The following is a 24,068-nucleotide window of genomic DNA, read 5'->3' as shown; positions in this document are numbered from 1 at the left end:
GATGTCTACTTATTCTAACTGGTGTAGCAGGCTACTATGAAAAGGATAGGATAGATAGAGGAACTAGAATATATCAGAGGAGATAGTTAGAAAAATGAAAGAATAATAATTTAACAATTATAGGAGCGATTCTATAACTCATTACAGGATTTTCATAATTCTATGTTAAAATAAAAGGAAGTCAACTAAAAGGTAATGTGTAGCAAGTATATTAAAGAGAGAAAATGAAAGTGACATAAAAGGGAGGCAGAGGGACTATTGAACAAAAAAATTATTTTATCAAAGACTATTGTATTTGTATGTATCGTTGGTTTTATTACTTTGTTTAAAACCATTTTCGGAGCTGAAAATGCATTAATTGGTGTAACTTCTATTACAGCCCTATTAATGTTTTTGGAAAGAGATTTAACTATTGCACCGTGGAAAAATACTATGAAATTAATAGGGTTAAATTTATTTATTGGATGTACAGCAACACTTGCTAGCACTAATATGTGGATTGCAATACCTGTTAACTTTATGGCAATTTTTATATTAGGACACTCTCTTTTATATAATTTGAAGAAACCAATGTATTTACCTTTTATTCTTCAATATTTATTTATCCTAGCATCACCTGTTCCAGCTGAAAAACTTCCTATGAGGTTATTAGCTTTAATAGTTGGAGCGGTAACCATTATGGGCATGCAGCTTTTAACGAATAAAGGGAAGCTTACAAAAACAGGGAATAAGCTATTGGAAAGAGCATGTACAAGCCTTACTCAAAAAGCTATTAGTATTAAAGAGGATAAGGGTTATGAATGTATAGATAAAGAGATTAATCGGACCCTTCATGAATTTAGAAGATTACTTTATGATAAAAGAGAAAATGATTTTTATCTTACAGAAGAGGGAATGATTAAGCTTAATTTATCTGTTTCCTTACAAAAGATATCTTATTTATTAGATAAGATGAGCTATACAGGTGTGCAGCAGGAAGTTATTGATGACCTAATGAAATACCTTGATAAACTTAAAGATTGCCTTAATGATACTGCATATGTTAAGCAGCTAAAGCAAGTATTGCAGCAGCTATTTAATAAATATGAAGATAAGCAACTTAAGGATACTACTTCTTTAGAGATTCTTAATCATTTAGGATTTTTAGAGAATAATTTTAAGGCTTTAGAGACTTTAAAAGAAGAACACTATAATAGTGTTAAAAAGCTTGAAGATATTCCTAATGAATATAAAAAAAGTATCATTTTAAATGGTGCTATTAATAGGAATTCTATTAAATTTTCATATGCTATGCGCCTAGCTATAGGGATTACGTTAGCAGGTTTTATAACGGACTTCTTCAATTTATCAGAAGGCAGATGGATCATGTTTACTGTCCTTTCACTTATTGTACCAATCTATGAATTGTCAAAGCAAAAGGTAAAAGATCGTTTATTTGCTACAGTAGTAGGGGGCATTATTGTTACTCTTTTATTTGGGGTATTCCAAGATCTCACTATACGTACAATGATTTTAATGTTAGCAGGTTATATTGGTAGTTATTTAGCAGCGTATCGTTATAGTACTATTTGTGTAACGGTATCAGCTATTGGGGCAGTAGCATTAATGGGGAATACACAAGTATTTACTATCAATCGCATTATCTTTGTAGCATTGGGGGCACTTATTGCGAGTTTACTTAATAAATTCGTTTTCCCATTTAGAATAGATGACCATAATAAACAGCTAAAGAAAATGTATAAAGAAACGATTGCTGAAATGTTTAAAGCAGTATATGAAGTAGCACAAGGTAGGGAGTGTAAACATCGTATTAAAAATCTTCTCATTATAGCCTCTCTTATTGAAGAACAATTAAGGTTAAATAATCAAATTGTAGTAGATGAGACAGTAGAAAAATTAGAAAAAGCGCGTTGTTTACTACTTACTAATATTTATGAACTTTATATTTGGATTAGTGAGAATAAAATTAAAGAAGTAGATATTCAACATATATTAGAAGATATTAAGACAATATCGAATGCTGACAAACAGGATATTCTCCCTGTTATTGAAGGTATACAAAAGCATATGGATAGGGTGAAGGGGATTAATGATAAAGTTATTTTAGGTATTATGCTTAATATCTTACAAGAGGAGGCTATATAACAATAAGGAGTATTCGTATTCCTTATTTTTTTATGGGCAAATTATGCTATAATGAGAAATGCTAAATACAATTAAGATAAATAAGGTTAAAGACATTTTATAAAGAAATTAAGATAATAGGTGACGATATGAAAAGATTTAAAAAGGTTTATATTGAGATTACAAATATTTGTAATTTAAGTTGTAATTTCTGTCCGAAAACAAAAAGAAAACTCACTATGATGGAGACAGACGCTTTTAAACATATTTTGCAAGCTGTTAAGCCTTATACGGATTATATTTATCTACATCTTATGGGAGAGCCTACGCTTCACCCAAGGCTTAAGGAGTATTTAGACTTAAGTTATGAGGCAGGTCTTACTGTTAATATGACAACTAATGGAACCTTACTCCCTAAAGTGAAGGAGATTCTTTTAAATGCACCTGCTTTGAGACAGGTAAATATTTCACTTCATAGTTTTGAAGCCAATCAAAGTGAGGTGGAGCTTGAAACGTATGTAAATCATATTACAGATTTCGCTCAAGAAGCAACTAAGAAGACAGAAATGATATGTTCGATTAGGCTTTGGAATATGGATAGTGAGGAGCTTAAAGCAAGTAATACTTTAAATAGCCATATTCTTGAGTTGTTAGAGGAAAAATTAAATCCTGAGGTGAATATTAGACAGCTACTTCAGCATAAGCAAGGTATTAAACTTGGGCATCATCTCTATCTCAATATGGCTGAGAAGTTTGAATGGCCAGATATGGATAAATTAGATGAGACAAGTAAAGTGTTTTGTTATGGCTTAAGAGACCAAATTGGTATTCATGTAGATGGAACAGTAGTACCATGCTGTTTAGATAGTGAGGGCAATATTCCACTAGGCAATTTATTTGAGAAGCCACTTGAAGAGATTATTAACTCAGAACGTGCAAAAGCCTTATATGAAGGATTTTCTAACAGATGTGCTGTAGAGGAACTTTGTAAACGCTGTGGATATGCAAAAAGATATTAAAGATATGTAGAAATAATAAAGTTAAATATCCTAAAATTATACACAATGATAAAAGTGATGAGAGTTTAGGGTGTTTTTTTATGAAAACATTATAAATGTATAGAGGAAATAGATGAAGTAAACAAGCAAAATGATGAAAAATTTTAAGGATTAAAATAGATAGTATTTTTAGATCTGCTTTAAAAAGTTGAATATTAAAATAAGAGGTATATAATAGGAAGTTGGGAAAAGATTTTAATATAAATAAAGGTGGGGAAGATATGCTTTCTTATGAATTCTTTCTAGATTTAGCGATTATACTAATTGCCGCTAAATTATTTGGTATTGCGTTTAGGAAGATTCATCTTCCGCAAGTAGTCGGTGTCCTTATTGCAGGGCTTGTAATAGGCCCAAATATGTTAGGACTTGTGAATGAAAGTGAATTTTTAGTAAAAATGGCTGAACTAGGCGTTATTATGCTTATGTTTACAGCAGGTCTTGAAACGGATTTAAAAGAACTTAAAAATACAGGGCTTGCCTCAATGTGTATTGCTGTGTTAGGTGTAGTTACACCATTAGGGGGAGGTTATGTACTTTATTCTTTATTTCATGGGGGATTCTCACCTGTTGGGAGTGAAGAATTTTTTAGAGCTCTTTTTATAGGAATTATTATTACAGCGACCTCTGTAAGTATTACAGTAGAGACACTTCGTGAAATGGGTAAACTTAAGGGAAAAGTAGGGACTGCTATCTTAAGTGCAGCCATTATCGATGATGTTGTAGGTATTATTTTATTAACTTTTGTGATAGGGCTTAAGAATCCAACTGTTAGTCCTGGAAAAGTTGTTTTCAATACAGTGGCATTTTTTGTTCTTGCAGCAATTGGTGGTGTTTTAGTAAATTACCTCTTTAAATACTTTGATAAAAAGTATCCACATAGAAGAAGAATACCAATCTATGGTTTTGTCCTTTGTCTATTACTCGCTTATGTAGCAGAAGAGTACTTTGGCATTGCAGACATTACAGGAGCTTATGTAGCAGGTATTATCCTTTGTAATATTCGTTCTTCAGAATATATTGTAGAAAAAATAGATATCAGTTCTTATATGATTTTTAGCCCTATTTTCTTCACAAGTATTGGACTAAAAACAGAAATTAATGGTGTAACAGGTACTATACTTGCCTTTTCTGTAGGTTTTGTTTTAGTTGCTCTACTCTCTAAGATTATTGGATGTGGTGTAGGGGCTAAACTTATTGGGTTTAATAGTCACGAGGCTTTACGTATTGGTGTAGGTATGATGGCAAGAGGTGAGGTAGCCCTTATTGTTGCACAAAAAGGGTTAAGTGCAGGACTTATGGATCCTGTATACTTCACAAGTGTTATATTCCTTGTTATTACTTCCTCTGTTATAACGCCTATTATTTTAAAGGTGCTTTATAAAAAGGAAGATGCTATAGATGAGCAAGTTCAGGCAAAGTCTGCACTTGTACACTAAAGAGAGAATCCTAGTCTTTTATAAAAATAGAGACTAGGATTTTTTTTGCCTATCTTATACAATAAGGAAAGAATATTATTTTAGGAGACTGTAAGTTATGAAAAATATAGAAGTCATAAGAAGAGCGCCATCTTACTTAAAAAACTTCAAATGTATAGGTGGAGCTTGTGAAGATACATGTTGTGCAGGGTGGTCCATTGAAGTGGATGAGGGAACCTATAAAAAATATAAAAAAGTAAAAAATAGTTCGATACGTACAAGATTAGATAAAGACCTTGTAGACCGAAAAAATAAAAGTACTCCAGAATTCGCGGCTAAAATTAAGCTTAAAAACAACCGATGTGCTTTCCTATCTAAAGAAGGCTGGTGTGATATTTATAGTGAATTGGGTGAAAGTTATTTAAGTCATACGTGTACTCTTTACCCACGTACCATTAATAAGATTAATAATGAACTAGAATATGGACTGACATTTTCATGCCCAGAAGCTGCAAGAGTTATTTTACTTAATGAAGCACCTATGACTTTTGGAGCACCCGAAAATAAGATGAATGAATCTGTACTAAGTGCTGTACTTGTAGTGAATGAAGTTAAAGCGAGTAAGTGGCAGGATTACTTTAAAGTTATCCGTCAGATGATGATCGAGATGGTGCAAGATAGACACTTTAATATAGAAGAAAGACTGGCACACCTTGGGGACTTTATGTTGCAACTTACTAAGCTTACGCAGCAAGGTAGTGTAAAGAAAATACCTGGGTTTATACAAGAATACAGAAAAAAACACTTAGATATGCTATCTTCAAAATCAAATGAAGATTGTCATGCCGATAAGCAAGAGATGATTAGGCTCTTAGAAAAAATGGCTACTTTTAGGCAGGAAAAGAAGATTCCTTCTAAAAGATATGAAGGATGTTTAAGTGAAGCTGTAGAAGGATTAGGGCTTATAGCCTTTAATAAAGAAACAGCTTATAAGCTATATGAAGAAGGGGAAAAAGCTTATTTTAAGCCTTTTATACAGGAAAGAGATTATATACTTGAAAACTATCTGGTGAATTATATTTTTGAAAGATGTATTCCACTAGATGGGGCTACACCACTTTTAAGCTATGAACGTATGATGCTTTACTATCGTATGCTTAAGCTACATCTTATAGGGATAGCTCAGGTGGAAAAGGGCATAGAAGATAGTAGGGTTATCACACTTGTTCAGTCTTTTACCAAGACTTTTGATCATAATGATGAGTGTCTAAAGTACTTTATTAAATAAAAGGGAACTAGGGGAGGAAGAAAGATGTTACTTGGTACATTAGTAAATGTAGCACTTGTTTTAATAGGAGGATTTGTAGGGCTCTTTTTAAAAAAAGGTATTTCAAAAAGATTTTCAGATTTAATTATGAATGCTATTGCCTTAGTAACTATGGTTATAGGTATTACTTTTGCAACTGCATCAGAAAATATGTTGGTTGTCATCATTAGCCTAGTAGTAGGTGCACTTATGGGAGAAGGAATCAATATTGATAAGAAGCTTAACCAGCTAGGTGGCTTAATTAAAAGTAAGGTGAAAAGTGAGTCTGGCAATGTAGGAGAAGGCTTTGTTACAGCAACTTTACTTTTCTGTGTAGGCTCAATGGCTATTATGGGGTCGTTAGATAGTGGACTTCGTGGGGATCATACAGTACTGTATACCAAATCTATTATGGATGGAATCTCTGCCCTAATTTTTGCAAGCAGTATGGGAATAGGTGTACTTCTATCAGCTGTACCGATTCTTCTTTATCAAGGTAGTATTACGCTTTTATCTAGCTTTATCCAGCCTTATCTCACACAAAGTATGATGACTGAGATGAATGCAGTAGGAGGTATATTATTGATTGGTTTAGGGATTTCTATATTAGGTATTAAAGAGATTAAAGTATCTAATTTACTTCCAGCTTTAGTCATTCCAGTTATTTTATTAGCATTCATAGGTTAGATAGAAGAAAGGATTGCTTTAAGCAATCCTTTTACTTTATAAAAAATAAATCCTATTAAAAATTGCATATAAGAGAAAGTTACTTAGGTTTGAAGGCTTTTTGTGGAGAATTATATTATAAGGCAAATAAAAATAACTTAAATGGCTTAAACTAAATCAAAAGTTTAGTAGAAATGAGGAATAGACATGTACGATATGATTATTGTAGGTGGTGGCCCTTCAGGGCTTACAGCTGCACTTTATGCAGGGCGCGCTGAACTTAAAGCACTGATGATAGAAAAAGCTTTTCATGGTGGTCAAATGGTTACAACTAATGAAGTAGAGAACTATCCTGGCATTATAGAGACAACAGGACCAGAATTAGCAGGCATTATGTATGAGCAAGCTACAAGATTTGGGACAGAAGTAAAATTTGAAGAGGTTATTAAAATAGAAGATGAAGGAGATATAAAAAAAGTCGTTACAGCGTCTAATACGTACGAAGCAAAAACTGTCCTTTTATCTATGGGTGCTAAACCTAGAAAATTAGGTTTATCAAATGAAGAAGCTCTTGCTGGGAAAGGAGTATCTTACTGTGCTATTTGTGATGGTGGATTTTATAAAGATAAGACATTAGCTGTAGTAGGGGGCGGAGACACTGCGTTAGAGGATGCCCTTTATTTAGCTCGATTAGCTAAGAAGGTTTACCTCATTCATAGAAGAGATAGTTTTAGAGCTAATAAACATTTGCAGACAAGAGTAGCCCAATCTTCAGTAGAAGTCATTTGGAGTAGTAGTGTGACTAAGCTTAATGCAGAAGAAACATTAAAGAGTATAGAAATAACCAACTTAATAGAGAACACTACTCAAGAAATACCTGTAGATGGCGTATTTATAGCAGTAGGTAATATTCCTGTAACAGAACTGGTAAAAGGTCTTGTTGATCTTAATGAACAAGGCTATATTATAACAGATGAAAATTGCAAGACGAATAAATCAGGGATTTTTGCTATAGGGGATATTCGTCAGAAGAAATTAAGGCAGATTATTACAGCAGCAGCAGACGGTGCTATTGGTGTATATGAAGCAGAGCAGTATTTAGTAGAACATGAATAAGTATAGGCCATCATAAGATGGCTTATTTTTATATAATCTATTGACAGTAGAATGAGAAGAAGATAGACAGAAAGTCTTAAAGGAAACTCAGCGTATACTAAAGCCAGGCGAAAAAGTTATCATTGCTTATATGAATACTGTGAGCTACCACAGTATCGTGATACGACCGAGGATTTAAAATAGTAGTGTACCCATACAAAATGGGATTTATAAATTTTATTTAAAGTATATATTGACGTATTTAGATGAATATGTAAAAATGCCTCTGATATAAGGTGAAGAATACAAAATTGTATCGATTTAATTTGTTGGAGGAAAGAATGTGATAAAAAAAGTTGCAGCAATTCATGATTTATCAGGAATTGGACGATGTTCTCTTAGTGTAGCTATTACAACTTTATCAGCCTTAGGTTTACAAGTGTGTCCTATGCCTACAGCCATCTTATCTAATCAGACAGGATTTAGTTCTTTTTCTTTTTTAGACTTTACACCCTATATAGAGGACTATATGAAAGAGTGGAAGAAAATAGGTTATCATTTTGATTGTATTTACTCAGGATTCCTAGGATCTAGTAAGCAAGTTGATCAAATGAAACAGTTTGTAGAATTTTTTAAAGAAGAAGGGACATTAGTAGTAGTAGATCCGGTTATGGGAGATGAGGGGCAGCTTTATACGACTTACGATGAAAGTTACATAGGAAAAATGAGAGAACTCATTAGCTATGCAGATGTGATTACACCTAATTATACAGAGTTTCTGCTTTTATTAGGGCAGTCGCAAAAAGAACTTACAGAAGAGGAAATTTATAAAGGAGCTAAAGAACTCACTAAACTAGGTCCTACAAGAATAGTAGTGACAGGAAGAATAGAAGAAAATAGGGTTTACAATTATGGATTTGACGCTATAACAGAGGAAAGCTTTAAGGTCATTATACCTTTTAATCAAAAGAGTTATAGTGGGACAGGAGATTTAATGGCTTCTATTGTAAGTGGTATGCTTACTAAAGAATTTACATTAGAAGAAGCTGTCAAAAAAGCAGCAGATTTTATTTGGAAAGCAGTGGTTTATACAGAAGAGACTGGGATAAGACCAGAAGAAGGAATTATATTTGAACATTATTTGGGGGAGTTGATACAGTTATGAGCAGGGGGAAAAATGTAAAAACTATAATTTTAGTGGGACTATTTGCTAGCATAATTTATTCAACCACAGCATACTTATTTCATATCCCAACAGGGATGAATAATGGGTATATTCATTTAGGAGATGCATTCATTTATTTAGCAGCAAGTTTATTGCCTATGCCTTATGCTATGGCAAGTGCAGCTATTGGAGCAGGACTTGCAGACTTATTAACAGGTGCTACGGCATGGGTGTTACCAACTATTATTATTAAACCTCTTCTTGTTATTTGGTTTACTTCAAAAACGGATAAAATTGTAGTGAAGCGTAATATAGGAGCGGTTTTTATAGCAGCAGTAGTAGGGCTTTTGGGTTATGGTTTAGCAGAAGGGATTATGTATGGTAATTTCTTAGCACCACTTATTAAGTTACCTATCAGTGCACTTCAGCCTATAGGGTGCGGCACTCTCTATATTTTAGTAGGTTTTGCCTTTGACCGCATTAAACTTAAAAGTCAACTAGTAAAAACATTAGAGGAGAGATAGAGATGACCATACTTTACACCATAGATAAAAGCCTATATGTTAATGTAACAAATGCCTGCCCATGCAATTGTACTTTTTGTGTAAGACTTGAACATAATAGTGTAGGAGAATGTGATAATTTATGGCTAGAGCATGAGCCGACGTTAGAAGAAATCATAGAAGCTTTTAAAAAGCAGAACTTAGAAGCCTATGACCAGGTTGTATTTTGTGGCTATGGCGAGCCGCTTGTACGACTAGATATTGTATTAGAAGTGTGTAAATGGATTAAGGCTCATAGCAATAGGCCTATTCGTATTAATACAAATGGACTTGCAAATCTTATTCATCAAAGAGAAATAGCTTACCTTTTGGAAGGAGCTGTAGATGCTATTTCAATTAGCCTAAATGCACCTAATAAAGAACGTTACTTAGAAATTGCTAGGCCATGTTTTGGGATAGATTCATTTGAGTCACTTATTCAGTTTGCGCAAGCATGTAAAAAGGTTATTCCTAGAGTTACCTTTTCGGTAGTAGATGTCCTTAGTCATGAAGAAATAGAAGCGTGTCAAAGGCTTGCGACAGACATGAATATTTCATTACGTGTAAGAGAAAGGATTAAATAATTTGTTAGAAGACATATAAAGCCAGCCTAAGACCTTACCCCCTTTAAAATGAAGGTCTTAAGCTGGCTTTAATCGAGTGGCAACTTGATAGGATTCCCCCTTTATCTACTTTGTTGCCACTAGAAAGTAGATAAATCTTGCAGAAAAGCTTGAGGAGGGCTTAAAGGGGGAAAAGCTCAATAAACTTTTCTGCTTTTAATAGGATTAAAGGTGACCTAGGATTTTATCTTTTCTCCTATACATTCTATATAGTCTCTATATACTTAAATTCCTCAAAATAAATATAAAATAAATTATTTTTGTCATCCTATACAAAAATAAATTAATTTTTTGTATAAAATTAAATATTCTATTTTTATAGAGTACTATAAAATGATATGATGATATAAAGAATATTTAAAGGGGGTGAGTAAATGATTTGGTTTTGGAGGGCAGTTGTTCTTTTTGGCCTATTAAACTTGATAAACCTGTTAGTTTATGACGGTGGGGCAGGTATGGAGCCTGTATGGATAGGGATTATAATAGGTAGCCTTATTCTTTCTTTCAAAAAAGCTTATGTATTTTTCTTCTCTAAAAGATGGTTTAAGGGCCTTATTATAGTAGGACTTGTCATATTTAGTATGGTTGAATTCCTTATTATTATGAATGGTATAGGAACTAGTAGTAAGGAAACGAGTGATTATCTTATTGTATTAGGTGCTAGGGTAAAAGGGGAAACACCTTCTTTGGCCTTGCAGTACCGATTAGATAAGGCATATGAATACCTTATAGAGCATCCTAATACAAAGGTTGTTTTATCTGGAGGGCAAGGACCAGGTGAAGACATTACAGAAGCCGAAGCTATGAGAAGGTATTTAAAGGAAAAAGGGATTCTAGAAAGTCGTATGATCCTTGAAGATAAATCTACAGATACAGTTGAGAATTTAAGAAATTCCTTCGAGCTTATTAAGAAGGAAAAGGATAATGCAAGTATAACAGTTGTAACAAGTCGCTTTCATGTTTTAAGGAGTAAAATGATTGCAAGAGATTTAGGTAAAAAAGTAGATGGCATAGGAGCAGAAACGTTACTTTTCCTTATTCCAAACTATTATTTAAGAGAGTTTTTCGCTGTTGTTGTAGAGTTTATGGTGTAATAAAAATCATTCTGATGAAGATAAAATGATTTATATTCTGTAGTATAATAAATAGGGTTTTTATAAAATAGACAATTATTGAATGAGGGAGAAAGAAGATGAATTACAAGTACAAAAAAGTATGCCTTATACTAGGAGTAACGACATTGTTAAGTACAGTACCTGTCTATGCAGGGGCGTCTTGTGGGGGGAATGGTTGGAATTGCTATAAGAAAGGGGTAAGTTATAGTAAAGAAGGTAACTATAAAAAAGCTATAGAGGAGCTTGCTTATGCAGCTGGGAAACTGCCAGGGCAGGCGGCTATACATAGTGAACTTGCTAAAGCTTATGAGAAGACAGGGCAGTATCAACTAGCAGCGGATCATTATTATAAGCAAGCAGCACTTTATAAAAGCAAGGGAGAAGATCAACAAAGTTATTTGGCTGCCATGCGTAAAGCAGATGAGCTAAATAGTATAGTAGAATTTTATGTGTTAGAAGATAAGGTGCCAGTAGCTCCTTATACATTAGAGAAGTATGAGCCTATTAGCGGGGCTTATATTGGTGCTTTTATTGGCGCTGAAGAAAAATATAAAGATAGTGCTTATAACTGGGGTGGTACACTCAATGAGTTTGAAGAGTTTAACACCCTCACAGGTAAGAAACATGCTACTTTCTTTGACTATGGTTCTATAGGAACACCTCTTCAACAAAGTTTTCAAAGACAAGAACAAGATATGAAGGAAGCAGGTGCTGGCATACATATTGCTTATGAACCAAACAGAGGGCTTCAAGAAGTAACAAAAGAAGCTATTACAGTTTATGCAGAAGAATTACGTGATTTAGGTGTACCTGTTTTCTTGCGTTATGCATCTGAAATGAATGGTAAATGGGTACCTTGGCATGGTAATCCAAGCTTATATATTGAGAAGTGGAAGATGGTACATGACATTATGGAACAAGTAGCACCTAATGTAGCTATGGTATGGTCACCATCAGAAATGCCTCTTGATCAGATTGATGCTTATTATCCAGGGGATAACTATGTAGACTGGGTAGGCATTAGTATTTATAGTGCACAGTTTGAAAATGGTGATATAACAAAGCCCACAGACAGAAGAAATCCTCTTGAAGCAGTAGATTATATTTATAACAAATATGCAGCGCGTAAACCTATTATGATTAGTGAATATGCAGCAAGTCATGAAGCTGGTTTTGCACCTAACAAACAAGATACAACTCAATTTGCAAAAGCTAAAATGACTTATTTCTATGAAAGTCTTAAAATGAAATATCCACGTGTTAAATGTATTCAGTGGTATAGTGCAGATAACTATAACTTAGCAGATAAGAGTAAGAACAGAGTGAATTATAGTCTGTTAGAGGGAGAGGCTAAAGGCGTTTTAGCACGTTATAAAGAAATTATTGCAGATGAGTATTTCTTAAGTGATGTAGTGAATGGACCGCTTGTAGAAAATCAGATGAATGCACCTAAGCAGACAAAGAAAGTAAATGGTCAGCTTAAAGTAACCAAGGATACTACTCTAAGAACTTGGGTAAAATCTTATGATGCTTACATCAGTAGTGTAGTCTACAAGTTAAATGGAGAGCGTATAGAAGAAGTACAAGTAGCCCCTTATGAACTTACTATACCTTATAGTAAGTTAAAAGCGGGAGCTCATACGTTAGAAGCAACTGTAATCGATTCACAAGGTAAAGTCGTCAAAAAGGAAGTTATAAAGCTAATTAAATAATAGATTTGCGAATAAAAGGAAGTAAGTTATGTGACTTATTTCCTTTTATTTTATTTATAAGAGAAGATAGATTTTGAGTATAAAAATTATGACGAAATCGTAAGAAAGCTAGTTATAACTTTGTAAGTTTTGGGATTTACAATAAAGATATGACCTTGGGAAGAAATCTCATGTATAATAAGTCTAAAAAGTTTTAAGCGGGGGATAAAAGATGACGTATACTATACTAGTTTGTGATGATGATCAGCTCATTGTAAACTCTATTGCTCTTCATTTGCAAAAAGAGGGCTATAGAGTGATAAGAACTTATAATGGGTTAGAAGCCCTAGAGGCAGTAGAGCAGCATGAAATCCATCTTATTTTGCTAGATGTGATGATGCCGAAGTTAGATGGCTTGTCTACGACACTACGTATTAGACAGGAGAAAAATATTCCTATCATTATGCTGTCTGCTAAAAGTGAGGATACAGATAAAATCGCAGGACTTAACTTTGGTGCAGATGATTATATGACGAAGCCTTTTAATAGCTTTGAACTTTTAGCAAGGGTCAAATCACAAATTAGAAGATATACGACACTTGGAAGTATGGCATCTAAGCCGCAGTGTCTATCAACAGGAGGACTTTGGCTGGACTTAGATACAGGAAGTGTGACTTTAGATGGTGATCTGGTTAAGTTGACCCCAACAGAATATAAGATTCTTGTTTATCTAATGAAACATATGGGACAAGTTCTCTCGATACATCAAATTTATGAAAATGTATGGCAGGAGGTAGCGCATGCACCTGAAAATACAGTAGCTGTCCATATTAGGAGACTTAGAGAAAAAATTGAGATTAATCCTAAAGAACCAAAATATATAAAGGTGGTGTGGGGCAGTGGCTACATGGTGGAAAAAATTTAAGTACAGTAAGGTACATAAAAGTTTCTTATTTGCATTGCTTTGTTTAGCAGGGATACTTTTAGGGAATAGCTTGGTTGGAATAGCTATAATGCCATACAGAGAAAGTTATTATGAAACATGGGAGTATCAAAGTAATATTATGGATAAAGCTGGTTTCGTAAGAGACTGGATTGTACGATATGTAGATGAGGATATTTTTAATCCTGATAAGGTGACAGATGAAGAGGCTGCAAGATATTTAGGTATAGATTTGTCTATGATAGAGGGGTATAACCCTGATAAACAGGAGCAAGGAGTAGAAGAAAAAAGTGAAGAAACTGTAGCTATAACGGAGCAAGTACCTTCTATAAAGAGATGGACAGAAGAAAAAGCAAAAGCTGTATCAGGTATTATAAAGGATCGTAAGGAGTACTTTGCCACAATTCAAACGAGCTTAGATACACCTAATATTGAATACTTTGCGAGAAATAAAGAAACAGGTGAAGTTGTAACCAATAGAGAAGATTATAATGGTACGAATAGTTTAGAGATACTAGAAGATTTTAAATCAAGAGAACACTATGTAAAAGGGAATGGCGACAGTGCCTTACTTTACGAAAATGGAAGAGTACAAGTAGATTATTATGGTGGATTAGAAAGTCGTTACTATAATTACTATTATGGAGAAGGTGTAGACTATACGGATCAATATGAAGTCTACGTAGCACTTAGAGATGAGCTTGTACCAGGTGATTCTTTCTATACAAATAAATTACAGATAGATAGAGCGCTTGCTATTAAGGAGAAAGTTTATGTAGGTCTTGTGATAGGCATAGCTATAGCAATTATAGCAGGTCTATTATGGCTAAGTGTAGTAGGTCAAGGAGAGAAAAAAGGGAAGATATATTTAAACGTCTTTGATAAGTTACCGTTTGAAGTTCAGACTATGCTCTATATACCAGCATTGTTTATAGTTTTTATAGGTTCAGCTTTTGCTTTAGATAGGGTACTTTCTAAAGAATGGTTACCTTATGGGGGAAGCCCATTTGAAATTGGTGTGATTGTGTTTAATTTTATGTTGGTTATAGCTGTAAGTTTAACGGTTCTCTTTATAAGCAGCATAGTGAAGCATATAAAAAATGGAAGTTGGAAGCAGTATATTTTAATAGTACGCCTAGGACATTGGCTTATTATGAATATGACAGAGGGAACTTTGCCATTTGTAGTGATTGGTGTTATCCTTATTTATCTTGTGTTAAGTGGAATAGGTATATTAACTTTTCTAATGGGCTTTGGTATAATGAGTCTTCTAGCTTTTATGGGATTAGTATGTCTTAATATAGGCGTGGCTCTTATAAGTATAAAGCTTGTAGTAGATTATATGCAGATAGCTAAAGGTATTAAGAAGGTAGCAGTAGGTGACCTTAAAGCAAAGGTCGAACTAAAGTACACCCTTCCTGCCATGAAAGAAACAGCTAATGCACTTAATCATATTGGAGATGGATTAGAGTCAGCTGTAACAGATGCTTTAAGAAGTGAGCGTTTTAAGACAGAACTGATTACTAACGTTTCTCATGATCTTAAGACACCACTTACTTCTATTATCAGTTATATTGATTTATTAAAAGAGGAACCTATAGACAATAGTACAGCTAGGGAATATATTGGTATTCTAGATGAACGTAGTAATAGACTTAAGCAGCTTGTAGAGGATCTCGTAGAAGCTTCAAAGGCGGCTACAGGTAATGTTAAAGCAGAACTTATGCCGACGCGTATAGACCAATTAGTCATTCAAAGTGTAGGGGAATATACCGACAGACTAGAGGAGAGGCACTTAAATATTGTGTTTAACAAAGTCGAAGAAGTTATGGTGCCTATAGATGGCAGACATATGTGCAGAGTCATTGAAAATCTATTGTCTAATGTATGTAAGTATGCGATGCCATACACACGTGTGTATATAGATGTGTATAACTTACAAAATAAAGCTTGTGTTGTGATTAAAAATATTTCAAAAGAGCAGTTAGCTATAGAAGCGGAAGAACTCCTAGAACGTTTTGTAAGAGGAGAAAGCTCTAGAACTACGGAAGGTTCAGGACTTGGTCTCGCTATAGCAAGAAGTCTTGTAGAAGTACAAGGCGGCAAGCTTGGTTTAGAGGTTGATGGAGATTTATTTAAAGTGGTGATTGAATTACCACTTTAGCAAATATTAGAAGCAAGTTGCCTAGAGAGGCAGCTTGCTTTTTTGTGTTGATTGACTTAAAGTATCTAGTTGTAGTACTTCCTTGTTATTTCTAAGAAATACAGATAGAATACTAATAATAAATAAAAGTGTGGGAGGAGACAAGCATGGACCAAACAGCTGAGGTAAGACGTTTTTTTGAAGTTTTGCCTGAATTAAAAGTAGAAGATAAACTTATGCAGCTGTTTTCTATTGTAGATGTAGAAAAAGTTGTTTTAGATAATAGTACAAATGTACTTATGTTCCATTTATGTAGTCGTGAAATCATTCATCATGCGCAAATTGTTAAAATGCAAGAACATATTAAAAACAAGCTGTTTCCTAATACACCTGTTACCATACAACTTAGGGAAAAGTATCTGCTCTCAGAGCAGTATACTGTAAAATATATAACAGATGTTTATAAAGACAGTTTGCTTTATGAAATATCCGCAAAAAGTGAAATGTTTTCTGCTATGATTCGTATGTCGGAGTGGACTGTAGAAGGGGACACCTTAACAGTAACCTTAGATAATAGCCTCTTTGCAAGAAGAAAGGCTGAAGAGATTAAAACATTCTTAGAAAGTGTTTATAGAGAACGTTTTGATAGACGTATACAGATTTGTTTTGAATTTACAGTACTTGCGCATCATACACTTGCTGAGGAAAATGAGCAGAAGATTAAACGAGAAGTGAGCACAGTAATGGGTAACGTACGTGTGCATGAGAAGAAGGAAGAAGAGGTAGAAAAACCTAAGAAAGCACCTGAAGAAATCAAGGCCAATCAAGAAAAATATCGTAAGAAAGCCCAAGATCCAGATGTATTCTATGGCCGATACTGTGATGGAGAAGTTACACCAATTGATGAAATTGTGGATGAAATTGGTGAAGTTGTCATTCAGGGTAAAGTGATAGGCATTGAAACACGTGAAATCCGTATGGAAAAAACCATTATTATGTTTGATATTACAGACTTTACAGATACCATTACAGTTAAGCTTTTTGTTAAAAATGATGATTTAGTAGATGTACTGGGTAATCTTAAAAAAGGTGGTTTTTATCGTGTAAAAGGTATGGCTATGATGGATAAATATGATAGAGAAATCAGTATCGGTTCCGTACAAGGTATTAAACCAAGTGCCGATTTTACAACCAAGCGTATAGATACCAGTGAAGAAAAGCGTGTAGAACTTCATCTTCATACAGTCATGAGCGATATGGATAGCGTTGTAGATATTAGCAAGATGATTAACCGTGCCAAAGAGTGGGGCATGCCGGCAGTAGCTATTACAGATCATGGATGCCTTCAGGCTTTCCCTATTGCTAATCACTGTGTTAAGAAGGATGAGCCCTTTAAAGTCATTTATGGAGTAGAAGCTTACTTTGTAGATGATATGAAAGAAATGGTAGTAAACTCTAAAAATCAAAGCTTAGAGGATAGCTATGTAGTCTTTGACTTAGAGACAACAGGTTTTAGTCCACATCAAAACAAAATTATAGAAATCGGAGCAGTAAAAGTAGTAAAAGGTCAGGTTGTAGATACTTTTAGTGAATTTGTTAATCCACAGGTACCTATCCCTTATCAAATTGAAAACTTAACAGGCATTAATGACCGTATGGTCATGGATGCACCTGTTATTGAAGAGATATTGCCAAAGTTTATGGCATTCTGTACAGATAGTGTTATGGTTGCTCATAATGCAGATTTTGATATGAGTTTTATAGTAGAAAATGCAAAAAGACAAAATCTACCTTGTGACTATACAGTATTAGATACCGTAGCCTTAGCTCGTATGTTAATGCCACACCTTGGAAACTTTAAGCTGAATAATATTTCCAAACATTTAGGAATCAACTTAGAAAATCACCATAGAGCGGTAGATGATGCAACAGCTACAAGTGAAATTTTCATAAAGTTTATAGAGATGCTTAAGGAGCGGGAGATTACACACCTGGGCCAGCTTAATGATCAGATGGATGTATCTCCTGAATATATTAAGAAGCTGCCAACTTATCATGGGATTATTCTAATCAAGAATGAAACAGGACGTATTAACCTTAATAAACTTGTTTCAGCTTCTCACCTAGATTATTTCGCAAGACGTCCTCGTATGCCAAAGAGTCTCATTCAAAAACATAGGGAAGGTCTTATTATTGGGTCGGCCTGTGAGGCAGGTGAACTTTTCCAAGCTATTGTAAGAGAAAAGGACGAAAATGAATTAAGACGTATTGTAAACTTCTATGATTATTTAGAAATCCAGCCCGTTGGCAATAATAGTTTTATGCTTCGTAGTGATAAATATGAAGCAAGTACAGTAGAAGATTTAATTAACTATAATAAACGTATTGTTGAGCTTGGTGATATGTATGGCAAGCCAGTAGTAGCTACTTGTGATGTACACTTCTTAGATCCAGAAGATGAAGTTTATAGGCGTATTATTATGGCAGGAAAAGGCTTTAAAGATGCTGATGACCAGCCACCAGTATACTTTAGAACAACAGATGAAATGCTTGAAGAATTTAAATATTTGGGTAAGGAGAAAGCGAGAGAAGTTGTTATTACCAATACAAATCTTATTAATGACCAAATAGACAAGATTTCTCCTGTACTACCAGATAAGTGTCCACCTGAAATTCCAAATTCAGATGAAACACTAAGAAGCATCTGCTATGATAAGGCCCATGAGATTTATGGGCCAGAGCTTCCAGAGGTAGTTGTAGAGCGTCTTGAAAGAGAGCTTAACTCTATCATTTCAAATGGTTTTGCCGTAATGTATATCATTGCACAGAAATTGGTATGGGATTCTAATGACCATGGCTATTTAGTAGGTTCAAGGGGATCTGTAGGGTCTTCCTTTGCAGCAACGATGTCAGGGATTACAGAAGTTAACCCACTTTCACCTCATTATATCTGCCCTGAATGTCACTTCGTAGACTTTGACTCTCCAGAAGTTAAGGCTTATGCCGGAAGTTCTGGGTGTGACATGCCAGACCGTGACTGTCCTAAATGTGGGCATGAACTATTAAAAGAAGGCCATGATATTCCATTCGAAACTTTCCTTGGATTCATGGGAGATAAAGAGCCCGATATTGACCTTAACTTCTCAGGAGATTACCAAGCTAAGGCTCATAAATATGTAGAAGTAATCTTTGGGGAAGGAAAGGCCTTTAGAGCAGGAACCATTGGTACAATGGCAGAGAAGACGGCCCTTGCCTATGTCTATAAGTACTGTGAGGAAAGAGGTCTGCATAAGAGACGTGCAGAGATGAGACGTATTGCTGAAGGATGTACAGGTGTTAAACGTACAACAGGGCAGCATCCAGGTGGTATTATTGTAGTGCCTCATGATAGAGAGATTTATGAGTTTACAGCGATTCAGCATCCAGCCAATGATACAACAACACCTATTATTACAACGCACTTTGAGTATCACTCCATTGACCATAACTTACTAAAGCTCGATATTCTAGGGCACGACGATCCAACTATTATTCGTAGGTTAGAGGATATTACAGGAATTGATTCTCATACTGTAAAGCTAGATGATAAAGATGTTATGTCTCTATTCCATAGTACGAAGGCTCTTGGTATTGAGCCTAAAGATATTGGAGGTATCCCACTGGGTTCATTAGGTATACCAGAGTTTGGTACAGACTTCGTTATTCAGATGTTAGTTGATGCCAAACCAAAGAGTTTCTCTGACCTTGTTCGTATTTCTGGACTATCACATGGTACAGACGTATGGCTAGGAAATGCACAGACACTTATTGAAGAAGGAAAAGGAACGATTTCAACGGTTATTTGTACACGTGATGATATTATGACCTATCTCATTAATCAAGGGATGGATAAAGCCTTATCCTTCACTATTATGGAAAGTGTACGTAAAGGGAAAGGGCTTAAGCCAGAATGGGAGGAAGAAATGCTTAAATACGGCGTACCAGATTGGTACATTTGGTCCTGTAAAAAGATTAAGTACATGTTCCCGAAAGCCCATGCGGCAGCTTACGTTATGATGGCATGGCGTATTGCCTGGTATAAGATTTTCCATCCACTTGCTTATTACACCGCTTTCTTTAGTATTCGTGCGTCTTCCTTCTCTTATGAACTGATGTGTCAAGGGAAAGAAAGACTGGAATATCATATGAAAGAAATTATGAATAAAGGGAAAGAAAATCAAACAGCCAAAGAGCAAGATACTTTAAAAGATATGCGTCTTGTTCAGGAGATGTATGCCCGTGGTATTGACTTTATGCCAATTGACTTAGCTGTTGCAGATGATAAGAAGTTCCAAATTATAGATGGCAAGATTATGCCGGCCTTAAGTGCTATTGATGGACTTGGGGAGAAAGCGGCGGAAGGGATTGTAACGGCTATTAAAGATGGTCCTTTCCTTTCAAAGGAAGACTTTAGAAACCGTGCTAAAGTAAGTAAAACTGTTACAGATAAAATGTCCGAGTTAGGTATACTAGGACATTTATCAGAATCTAATCAGTTAGACTTATTTTAAACATAAAGAAGTAGGAGATTACAATGAACCATAATATTGAAATTAATGATTTAAACTATTATGCAGAGGATTATGACTTAGACGGACTTATAAGAGTCGCTGATAGTGTAGAGGCAGCCTTTGTATTTATGGAACAAGATGAGATGGATGATAAATACTATCGTAATCGCTATACCAATCTAGAGCCTCATATGAGTCTTAATAATATTATTAAAAGTGTACATTACTATCTAGAGCAAGATGAGCTTAACAGCTTATTTATTTCATTTGCAGTAGAATATGAAGGGAAACTCACTGTATTTGATGGTAGAGAAGAACAATATGAAGGGCTAGAGTTGGGTGAACTAGAATTAGGAGAGAATTTAATTTATGGTCTGATTGTTCAACTAGTAGATGAAGCATATTCTTTTAAAGAAGTTCTTTATAAAGATGGTGGTCTTAAGCAGCAGTCAGAAGCAGTACCTGTATTTGATGCAGGGGAGCTTAGAGAGCTTATGGGCGACTTTATTATGCAGTTTATGTAACAAGAAAGATATGTAAAAGCCTAAGGGGATACTTGGAATGAGTAACCCCTTAGGCTTTTTTAAATAAATTACCTATCTATTAAAAAGGTATATTTATACTTCTATACAGATGCTGTACTCTTAAAGATTATAAGTTTATTTTATACGCTCAAAATTTTTATAACGTGTACCTTGGAAAGTAAGCTTACCCATATCACCTTCTACAAGGTAGCCATACTCATTGGAAGCAACATGAAGTTCTAGGCGGTCACCACTTTCAAATTCAAAAGTAACATAATAGCTTGTAGAACTACTCGAATGAGGTATATTGTCATGAGTATTATGGGAATGGCTCGTATGACTGCGTTTGGCTACAACTTTAGCAGGTACAGTAAGTAAGGGTGAATGATTATTTTTGTTCCAAGTTCTAATGCCTTGTGCAAAGGAAAGGATAAATACCGTTATAATAATAAAGAAAACAATAAAAAATATAAATGGAAAAAGTGTATCCATCAAAGAATACATGCCAAAGCCTGAATGAAATCCCATTTTTAAATCCTCCCTAAAGTGTATATTAATATCAGTATAATTGAAAAAAGTTTAATATTCAACAAAGATTCTTGCCATAGACGAGTAAAAGTAGTTATAATCAAGCATAGAACATAAGACATTTTTATATACTACAAGGAAGGATTTATTATGCTAAAAAAACTTTTACTTTTTTTTATGGGACTTTTTATTATTCAATTTGGTGTAGCCTTATTTTTAGAGCTGAATCTAGGTTCTGACCCTTTTACCATTTTCACACAGGGGATGGCAGGCTTATTAGGGATAACACCTGGGGCAGCGAACAGATTATTAACAGCTATTATTTTCTTTATCATTCTTATGCTTGACCGTAAAAACATACATATTGGTACTTTCCTAAGTATTTTATGTGTAGGAGTAGTATTAGATTGGATGCTTCTTATTGTAGCACCATTTGAATTAAGTACATATCCACTTATTATAAAAATTAGTTTATTTATCGTAGCATGTATCATTATTGGCATAGGGGTACCTATTTTAAAATGTGCTACTTTAGGTGTGCCACCTAATGACCTTGTATACTTTACAGTTGTGGACTTTTTAAGTAAACCATATGGTAAAGTACGTATGGTAACAGATATTTTATTTGCTATTGTAGGGATTATGTTAGGCGGTGTGATAGGTATAGGAACTTTACTATGTATCTTTTTATTAGGACCTATTGTAGAATTCTTTTTCCCGAGAATTGAAAGATTTACAGAGACTTTCTTAGCAGAAGATGCAATGGAAGCTGTATAAATATAAAAGAAAGAAGAAGGACAATATATGCAATTTAAAGATTATCAACTTAGTAATACACTTATAAAAGCACTCGATTTATTGCATTTTAATACACCAACCAAAGTACAGCAAGCTATCATTCCTCTTGCTTTAGAGGGTAAGGATGTCATTGTAAAATCACAGACGGGAAGTGGTAAGACAGCGGCTTTTGCTATTCCTATTTGTGAGAGAATCAATTGGGATGAAAATAAACCTCAGGCCCTTATCCTAACACCTACACGTGAACTTGCTATGCAGGTAAAAGAAGATTTTTTTAACATTGGTCGATTTAAGCGAATGAAGGTAATGGCTCTTTATGGTAAGTCACCTTTCCATATTCAGCAAAAAGGTTTGAAACAAAAGACACATATTGTAGTAGGGACACCGGGGCGTGTACAAGATCATTTAGATAAAGGAACTTTTATTACAGACGAAATACGGTATTTAGTGATAGATGAGGCAGATGAAATGCTAAGAATGGGTTTTATTGACCAGGTTGAAAACATTATTAAAACCCTTCCAAAAGAACGTGTCACTATGCTCTTTTCAGCGACTATGAAACCACATATTGAAAAGCTATGTGAGTCTTATATGATAAATCCTGTTACAGTAGAAATAGAAAGTACGACTCTTACTGCTGACAGAGTGGAACAGGTTTATTATAAAGTAGAAGATAGAGATAAGATGCAGGCTTTAGAAGCTATAACAACAGTAGAAAGTCCTGAAAGCTGTATGATTTTCTGTAATCGTAAAGAAGGGGTAGATTCAGTACATGAAGGACTCAAACAGCTAGGTTATCCATGCATTAAAATCCATGGTGGCATGGAGCAGAAAGACCGTTTTGCCGTTATGGAGGATTTTAGAGGTGGACGATTCCGTTACCTTGTAGCAACGGATGTAGCTGCTAGGGGGATAGATATTGAACATATTACCCACGTCATTAACTTTGATGTGCCAGAAGACCTTGAAAACTATGTACACCGTATAGGACGTACAGGTAGAGGTGGTAAATCAGGGAAAGCCCTTATGCTTGTAACACCATCAGAAGAAGATAGGCTAAGTGTCTTAGAAGACTATATTGGTCATACGCTCACCTTGGGTATGCTTCCAAGTGAAACAGAGGTCGAAGAGGCTAAAGTGCATTTTGAAAAGAAAATGTCTACACCTATGAAAAAGGTTCAAACAAAAGGTGAAAAGCTCAGCGCAGAGATTATGAAACTTCATATTAATGCCGGTAAAAAGACAAAAATGCGCCCTGTAGATATTGTAGGGACACTTTGTAATTTAGAAGGTATGAGTGCAGATGATATAGGCATTATTGAGATTCAAGATATATCTACTTTTGTAGAAATTCTTAATCACAAAGGAGAGTCTGTATATAAACAGCTTCAAACAACTCCTATTAAAGGACGTTTAAGAAGAGTAAGTAAGACAGGTAGGTAAGTAAGACGAAAAAGACTTATAAAGGGTTAAATAAAAATAGGTAAGAACTGAAATAGGAAAAATAAACAGTCTTCTTATATGCACATAACTTCAAGATGATAAGTATAAACTATCTCTGAAAGGATGTGTTAAAGGATGAATCATAAACCTAATCAATCTCAGCAAAAAGGTGAAAGAAGAAGACGCCTACATGAACACCAAAATAACCATGGTGAAGCTAAGAAACAAACAAGTTATGAGGACTTTAATGGAAATCCAATCAAATAGAAAGTATAGATGGAGAGAAGAAATACTCTCCATCTTTTTTTATACTCAGTTCTATGCCATAATAAGAAATAA

At 34.6% G+C, this 24,068-nt stretch carries 19 protein-coding genes; 18 read left to right on the top strand and 1 reads right to left on the bottom strand.

All coding sequences use genetic code 11. The annotated features are described in order from the left end of the window. Nucleotides 1–258 precede the first annotated feature (258 nt). The 15 genes from ACLTBU_RS06465 to ACLTBU_RS06395 all read left to right on the top strand — a co-directional run bounded on the left by ACLTBU_RS06465 (nucleotide 259) and on the right by ACLTBU_RS06395 (nucleotide 20,960). The gene (locus ACLTBU_RS06465) at nucleotides 259–2,145 is read left to right on the top strand and encodes an FUSC family protein (RefSeq protein WP_412218193.1); all 1,887 of its coding nucleotides are present in this window, start codon (nucleotides 259–261) and stop codon (nucleotides 2,143–2,145) included. Between the two features lie 128 nt (nucleotides 2,146–2,273). After that, on the top strand, nucleotides 2,274–3,143 hold the full coding sequence (locus ACLTBU_RS06460) for a radical SAM/SPASM domain-containing protein (RefSeq protein ID WP_177668699.1): 870 nt from the start codon (nucleotides 2,274–2,276) through the stop codon (nucleotides 3,141–3,143). A gap of 260 nt (nucleotides 3,144–3,403) precedes the next feature. Then, the gene (locus ACLTBU_RS06455; protein ID WP_249333596.1) at nucleotides 3,404–4,618 is read left to right on the top strand and encodes a cation:proton antiporter; all 1,215 of its coding nucleotides are present in this window, start codon (nucleotides 3,404–3,406) and stop codon (nucleotides 4,616–4,618) included. 97 nt (nucleotides 4,619–4,715) lie between these two features. Further along, complete coding sequence (gene fliB / locus ACLTBU_RS06450) at nucleotides 4,716–5,885, top strand: flagellin lysine-N-methylase (RefSeq protein ID WP_412218190.1); 1,170 nt, start codon at nucleotides 4,716–4,718, stop codon at nucleotides 5,883–5,885. A gap of 24 nt (nucleotides 5,886–5,909) precedes the next feature. Continuing rightward, nucleotides 5,910–6,590: a DUF554 domain-containing protein gene (locus tag ACLTBU_RS06445; protein ID WP_412218188.1), complete on the top strand. Its 681-nt coding sequence runs from the start codon at nucleotides 5,910–5,912 to the stop codon at nucleotides 6,588–6,590. 186 nt (nucleotides 6,591–6,776) lie between these two features. Then, nucleotides 6,777–7,685: a thioredoxin-disulfide reductase gene (gene trxB / locus ACLTBU_RS06440; RefSeq protein WP_412218187.1), complete on the top strand. Its 909-nt coding sequence runs from the start codon at nucleotides 6,777–6,779 to the stop codon at nucleotides 7,683–7,685. A 322-nt stretch (nucleotides 7,686–8,007) separates the two neighbouring features. Further along, a complete protein-coding gene (locus ACLTBU_RS06435) occupies nucleotides 8,008–8,829 on the top strand; it encodes a pyridoxamine kinase (RefSeq protein WP_249333592.1) in 822 nt (273 codons plus the stop codon). Then, complete coding sequence (locus ACLTBU_RS06430; protein WP_412218184.1) at nucleotides 8,826–9,353, top strand: TIGR04002 family protein; 528 nt, start codon at nucleotides 8,826–8,828, stop codon at nucleotides 9,351–9,353. The genes ACLTBU_RS06435 and ACLTBU_RS06430 overlap by 4 nt, the downstream gene beginning before the upstream one ends. Before the next feature lie 2 nt (nucleotides 9,354–9,355). Continuing rightward, nucleotides 9,356–9,955 carry a TIGR04100 family radical SAM protein gene (locus ACLTBU_RS06425; protein WP_320651026.1) on the top strand — a complete coding sequence of 200 codons (600 nt, stop codon included), beginning with the start codon at nucleotides 9,356–9,358 and terminating at the stop codon, nucleotides 9,953–9,955. Between the two features lie 413 nt (nucleotides 9,956–10,368). Then, nucleotides 10,369–11,088: a YdcF family protein gene (locus tag ACLTBU_RS06420; protein WP_320651027.1), complete on the top strand. Its 720-nt coding sequence runs from the start codon at nucleotides 10,369–10,371 to the stop codon at nucleotides 11,086–11,088. A gap of 98 nt (nucleotides 11,089–11,186) precedes the next feature. Continuing rightward, a complete protein-coding gene (locus ACLTBU_RS06415; RefSeq protein ID WP_320651028.1) occupies nucleotides 11,187–12,821 on the top strand; it encodes a glycosyl hydrolase in 1,635 nt (544 codons plus the stop codon). A 211-nt stretch (nucleotides 12,822–13,032) separates the two neighbouring features. Beyond that, the gene (locus ACLTBU_RS06410; RefSeq protein ID WP_177668678.1) at nucleotides 13,033–13,725 is read left to right on the top strand and encodes a response regulator transcription factor; all 693 of its coding nucleotides are present in this window, start codon (nucleotides 13,033–13,035) and stop codon (nucleotides 13,723–13,725) included. Beyond that, entirely contained in the window at nucleotides 13,700–15,907 is a 2,208-nt protein-coding gene (locus tag ACLTBU_RS06405; RefSeq protein ID WP_412218182.1) for a sensor histidine kinase, read from the top strand. The genes ACLTBU_RS06410 and ACLTBU_RS06405 overlap by 26 nt, the downstream gene beginning before the upstream one ends. Nucleotides 15,908–16,053: 146 nt before the next feature. Next, nucleotides 16,054–20,436, top strand: coding sequence for a PolC-type DNA polymerase III (locus ACLTBU_RS06400; protein WP_412218180.1), 4,383 nt, complete (start codon nucleotides 16,054–16,056; stop codon nucleotides 20,434–20,436). Nucleotides 20,437–20,459: 23 nt separating this feature from the next. After that, nucleotides 20,460–20,960, top strand: coding sequence for a hypothetical protein (locus tag ACLTBU_RS06395; protein WP_249333135.1), 501 nt, complete (start codon nucleotides 20,460–20,462; stop codon nucleotides 20,958–20,960). 135 nt (nucleotides 20,961–21,095) lie between these two features. Here the strand turns inward: ACLTBU_RS06395 and ACLTBU_RS06390 are convergent, their stop codons facing one another. Next, nucleotides 21,096–21,488 carry a DUF2500 domain-containing protein gene (locus ACLTBU_RS06390; RefSeq protein ID WP_412218179.1) on the bottom strand — a complete coding sequence of 131 codons (393 nt, stop codon included), beginning with the start codon at nucleotides 21,486–21,488 and terminating at the stop codon, nucleotides 21,096–21,098. A gap of 150 nt (nucleotides 21,489–21,638) precedes the next feature. On the opposite strand from ACLTBU_RS06390, the gene ACLTBU_RS06385 reads away from it, so the two are divergent. From ACLTBU_RS06385 to ACLTBU_RS06375, 3 genes are all read left to right on the top strand, one after another. Then, nucleotides 21,639–22,265 carry a YczE/YyaS/YitT family protein gene (locus ACLTBU_RS06385; RefSeq protein ID WP_249333133.1) on the top strand — a complete coding sequence of 209 codons (627 nt, stop codon included), beginning with the start codon at nucleotides 21,639–21,641 and terminating at the stop codon, nucleotides 22,263–22,265. A 27-nt stretch (nucleotides 22,266–22,292) separates the two neighbouring features. Continuing rightward, nucleotides 22,293–23,729 (top strand): DEAD/DEAH box helicase, encoded by a 1,437-nt coding sequence (locus tag ACLTBU_RS06380; RefSeq protein ID WP_412218178.1) that lies wholly within the window; start codon nucleotides 22,293–22,295, stop codon nucleotides 23,727–23,729. 135 nt (nucleotides 23,730–23,864) lie between these two features. Next, the gene (locus ACLTBU_RS06375) at nucleotides 23,865–23,996 is read left to right on the top strand and encodes a clostri-philic family protein (protein WP_283246213.1); all 132 of its coding nucleotides are present in this window, start codon (nucleotides 23,865–23,867) and stop codon (nucleotides 23,994–23,996) included. Nucleotides 23,997–24,068: the final 72 nt, after the last annotated feature.

The organism is Zhenhengia sp. (genome assembly GCF_046966505.1).
Taxonomy (GTDB): Bacteria; Bacillota; Clostridia; order Lachnospirales; family Cellulosilyticaceae; genus Zhenhengia; species Zhenhengia yiwuensis.
The sequence above is the reverse complement of the archived record's forward strand: the minus strand, read 5'-3'. Positions and strand labels throughout refer to the sequence as shown.

What these genes read in the sequence shown, in the direction of transcription:
- ACLTBU_RS06460 (WP_177668699.1), top strand. Translation starts at nt 2,274, where the DNA reads ATGAAAAGATTTAAAAAGGTTTATATTGAGATTACAAATATTTGTAAT.
- ACLTBU_RS06455 (WP_249333596.1), top strand. Translation starts at nt 3,404, where the DNA reads ATGCTTTCTTATGAATTCTTTCTAGATTTAGCGATTATACTAATTGCC.
- fliB (WP_412218190.1), top strand. Translation starts at nt 4,716, where the DNA reads ATGAAAAATATAGAAGTCATAAGAAGAGCGCCATCTTACTTAAAAAAC.
- ACLTBU_RS06445 (WP_412218188.1), top strand. Translation starts at nt 5,910, where the DNA reads ATGTTACTTGGTACATTAGTAAATGTAGCACTTGTTTTAATAGGAGGA.
- trxB (WP_412218187.1), top strand. Translation starts at nt 6,777, where the DNA reads ATGTACGATATGATTATTGTAGGTGGTGGCCCTTCAGGGCTTACAGCT.
- ACLTBU_RS06430 (WP_412218184.1), top strand. Translation starts at nt 8,826, where the DNA reads ATGAGCAGGGGGAAAAATGTAAAAACTATAATTTTAGTGGGACTATTT.
- ACLTBU_RS06425 (WP_320651026.1), top strand. Translation starts at nt 9,356, where the DNA reads ATGACCATACTTTACACCATAGATAAAAGCCTATATGTTAATGTAACA.
- ACLTBU_RS06420 (WP_320651027.1), top strand. Translation starts at nt 10,369, where the DNA reads ATGATTTGGTTTTGGAGGGCAGTTGTTCTTTTTGGCCTATTAAACTTG.
- ACLTBU_RS06415 (WP_320651028.1), top strand. Translation starts at nt 11,187, where the DNA reads ATGAATTACAAGTACAAAAAAGTATGCCTTATACTAGGAGTAACGACA.
- ACLTBU_RS06410 (WP_177668678.1), top strand. Translation starts at nt 13,033, where the DNA reads ATGACGTATACTATACTAGTTTGTGATGATGATCAGCTCATTGTAAAC.
- ACLTBU_RS06400 (WP_412218180.1), top strand. Translation starts at nt 16,054, where the DNA reads ATGGACCAAACAGCTGAGGTAAGACGTTTTTTTGAAGTTTTGCCTGAA.
- ACLTBU_RS06395 (WP_249333135.1), top strand. Translation starts at nt 20,460, where the DNA reads ATGAACCATAATATTGAAATTAATGATTTAAACTATTATGCAGAGGAT.
- ACLTBU_RS06390 (WP_412218179.1), bottom strand. Translation starts at nt 21,488, where the DNA reads ATGGGATTTCATTCAGGCTTTGGCATGTATTCTTTGATGGATACACTT.
- ACLTBU_RS06385 (WP_249333133.1), top strand. Translation starts at nt 21,639, where the DNA reads ATGCTAAAAAAACTTTTACTTTTTTTTATGGGACTTTTTATTATTCAA.
- ACLTBU_RS06380 (WP_412218178.1), top strand. Translation starts at nt 22,293, where the DNA reads ATGCAATTTAAAGATTATCAACTTAGTAATACACTTATAAAAGCACTC.
- ACLTBU_RS06375 (WP_283246213.1), top strand. Translation starts at nt 23,865, where the DNA reads ATGAATCATAAACCTAATCAATCTCAGCAAAAAGGTGAAAGAAGAAGA.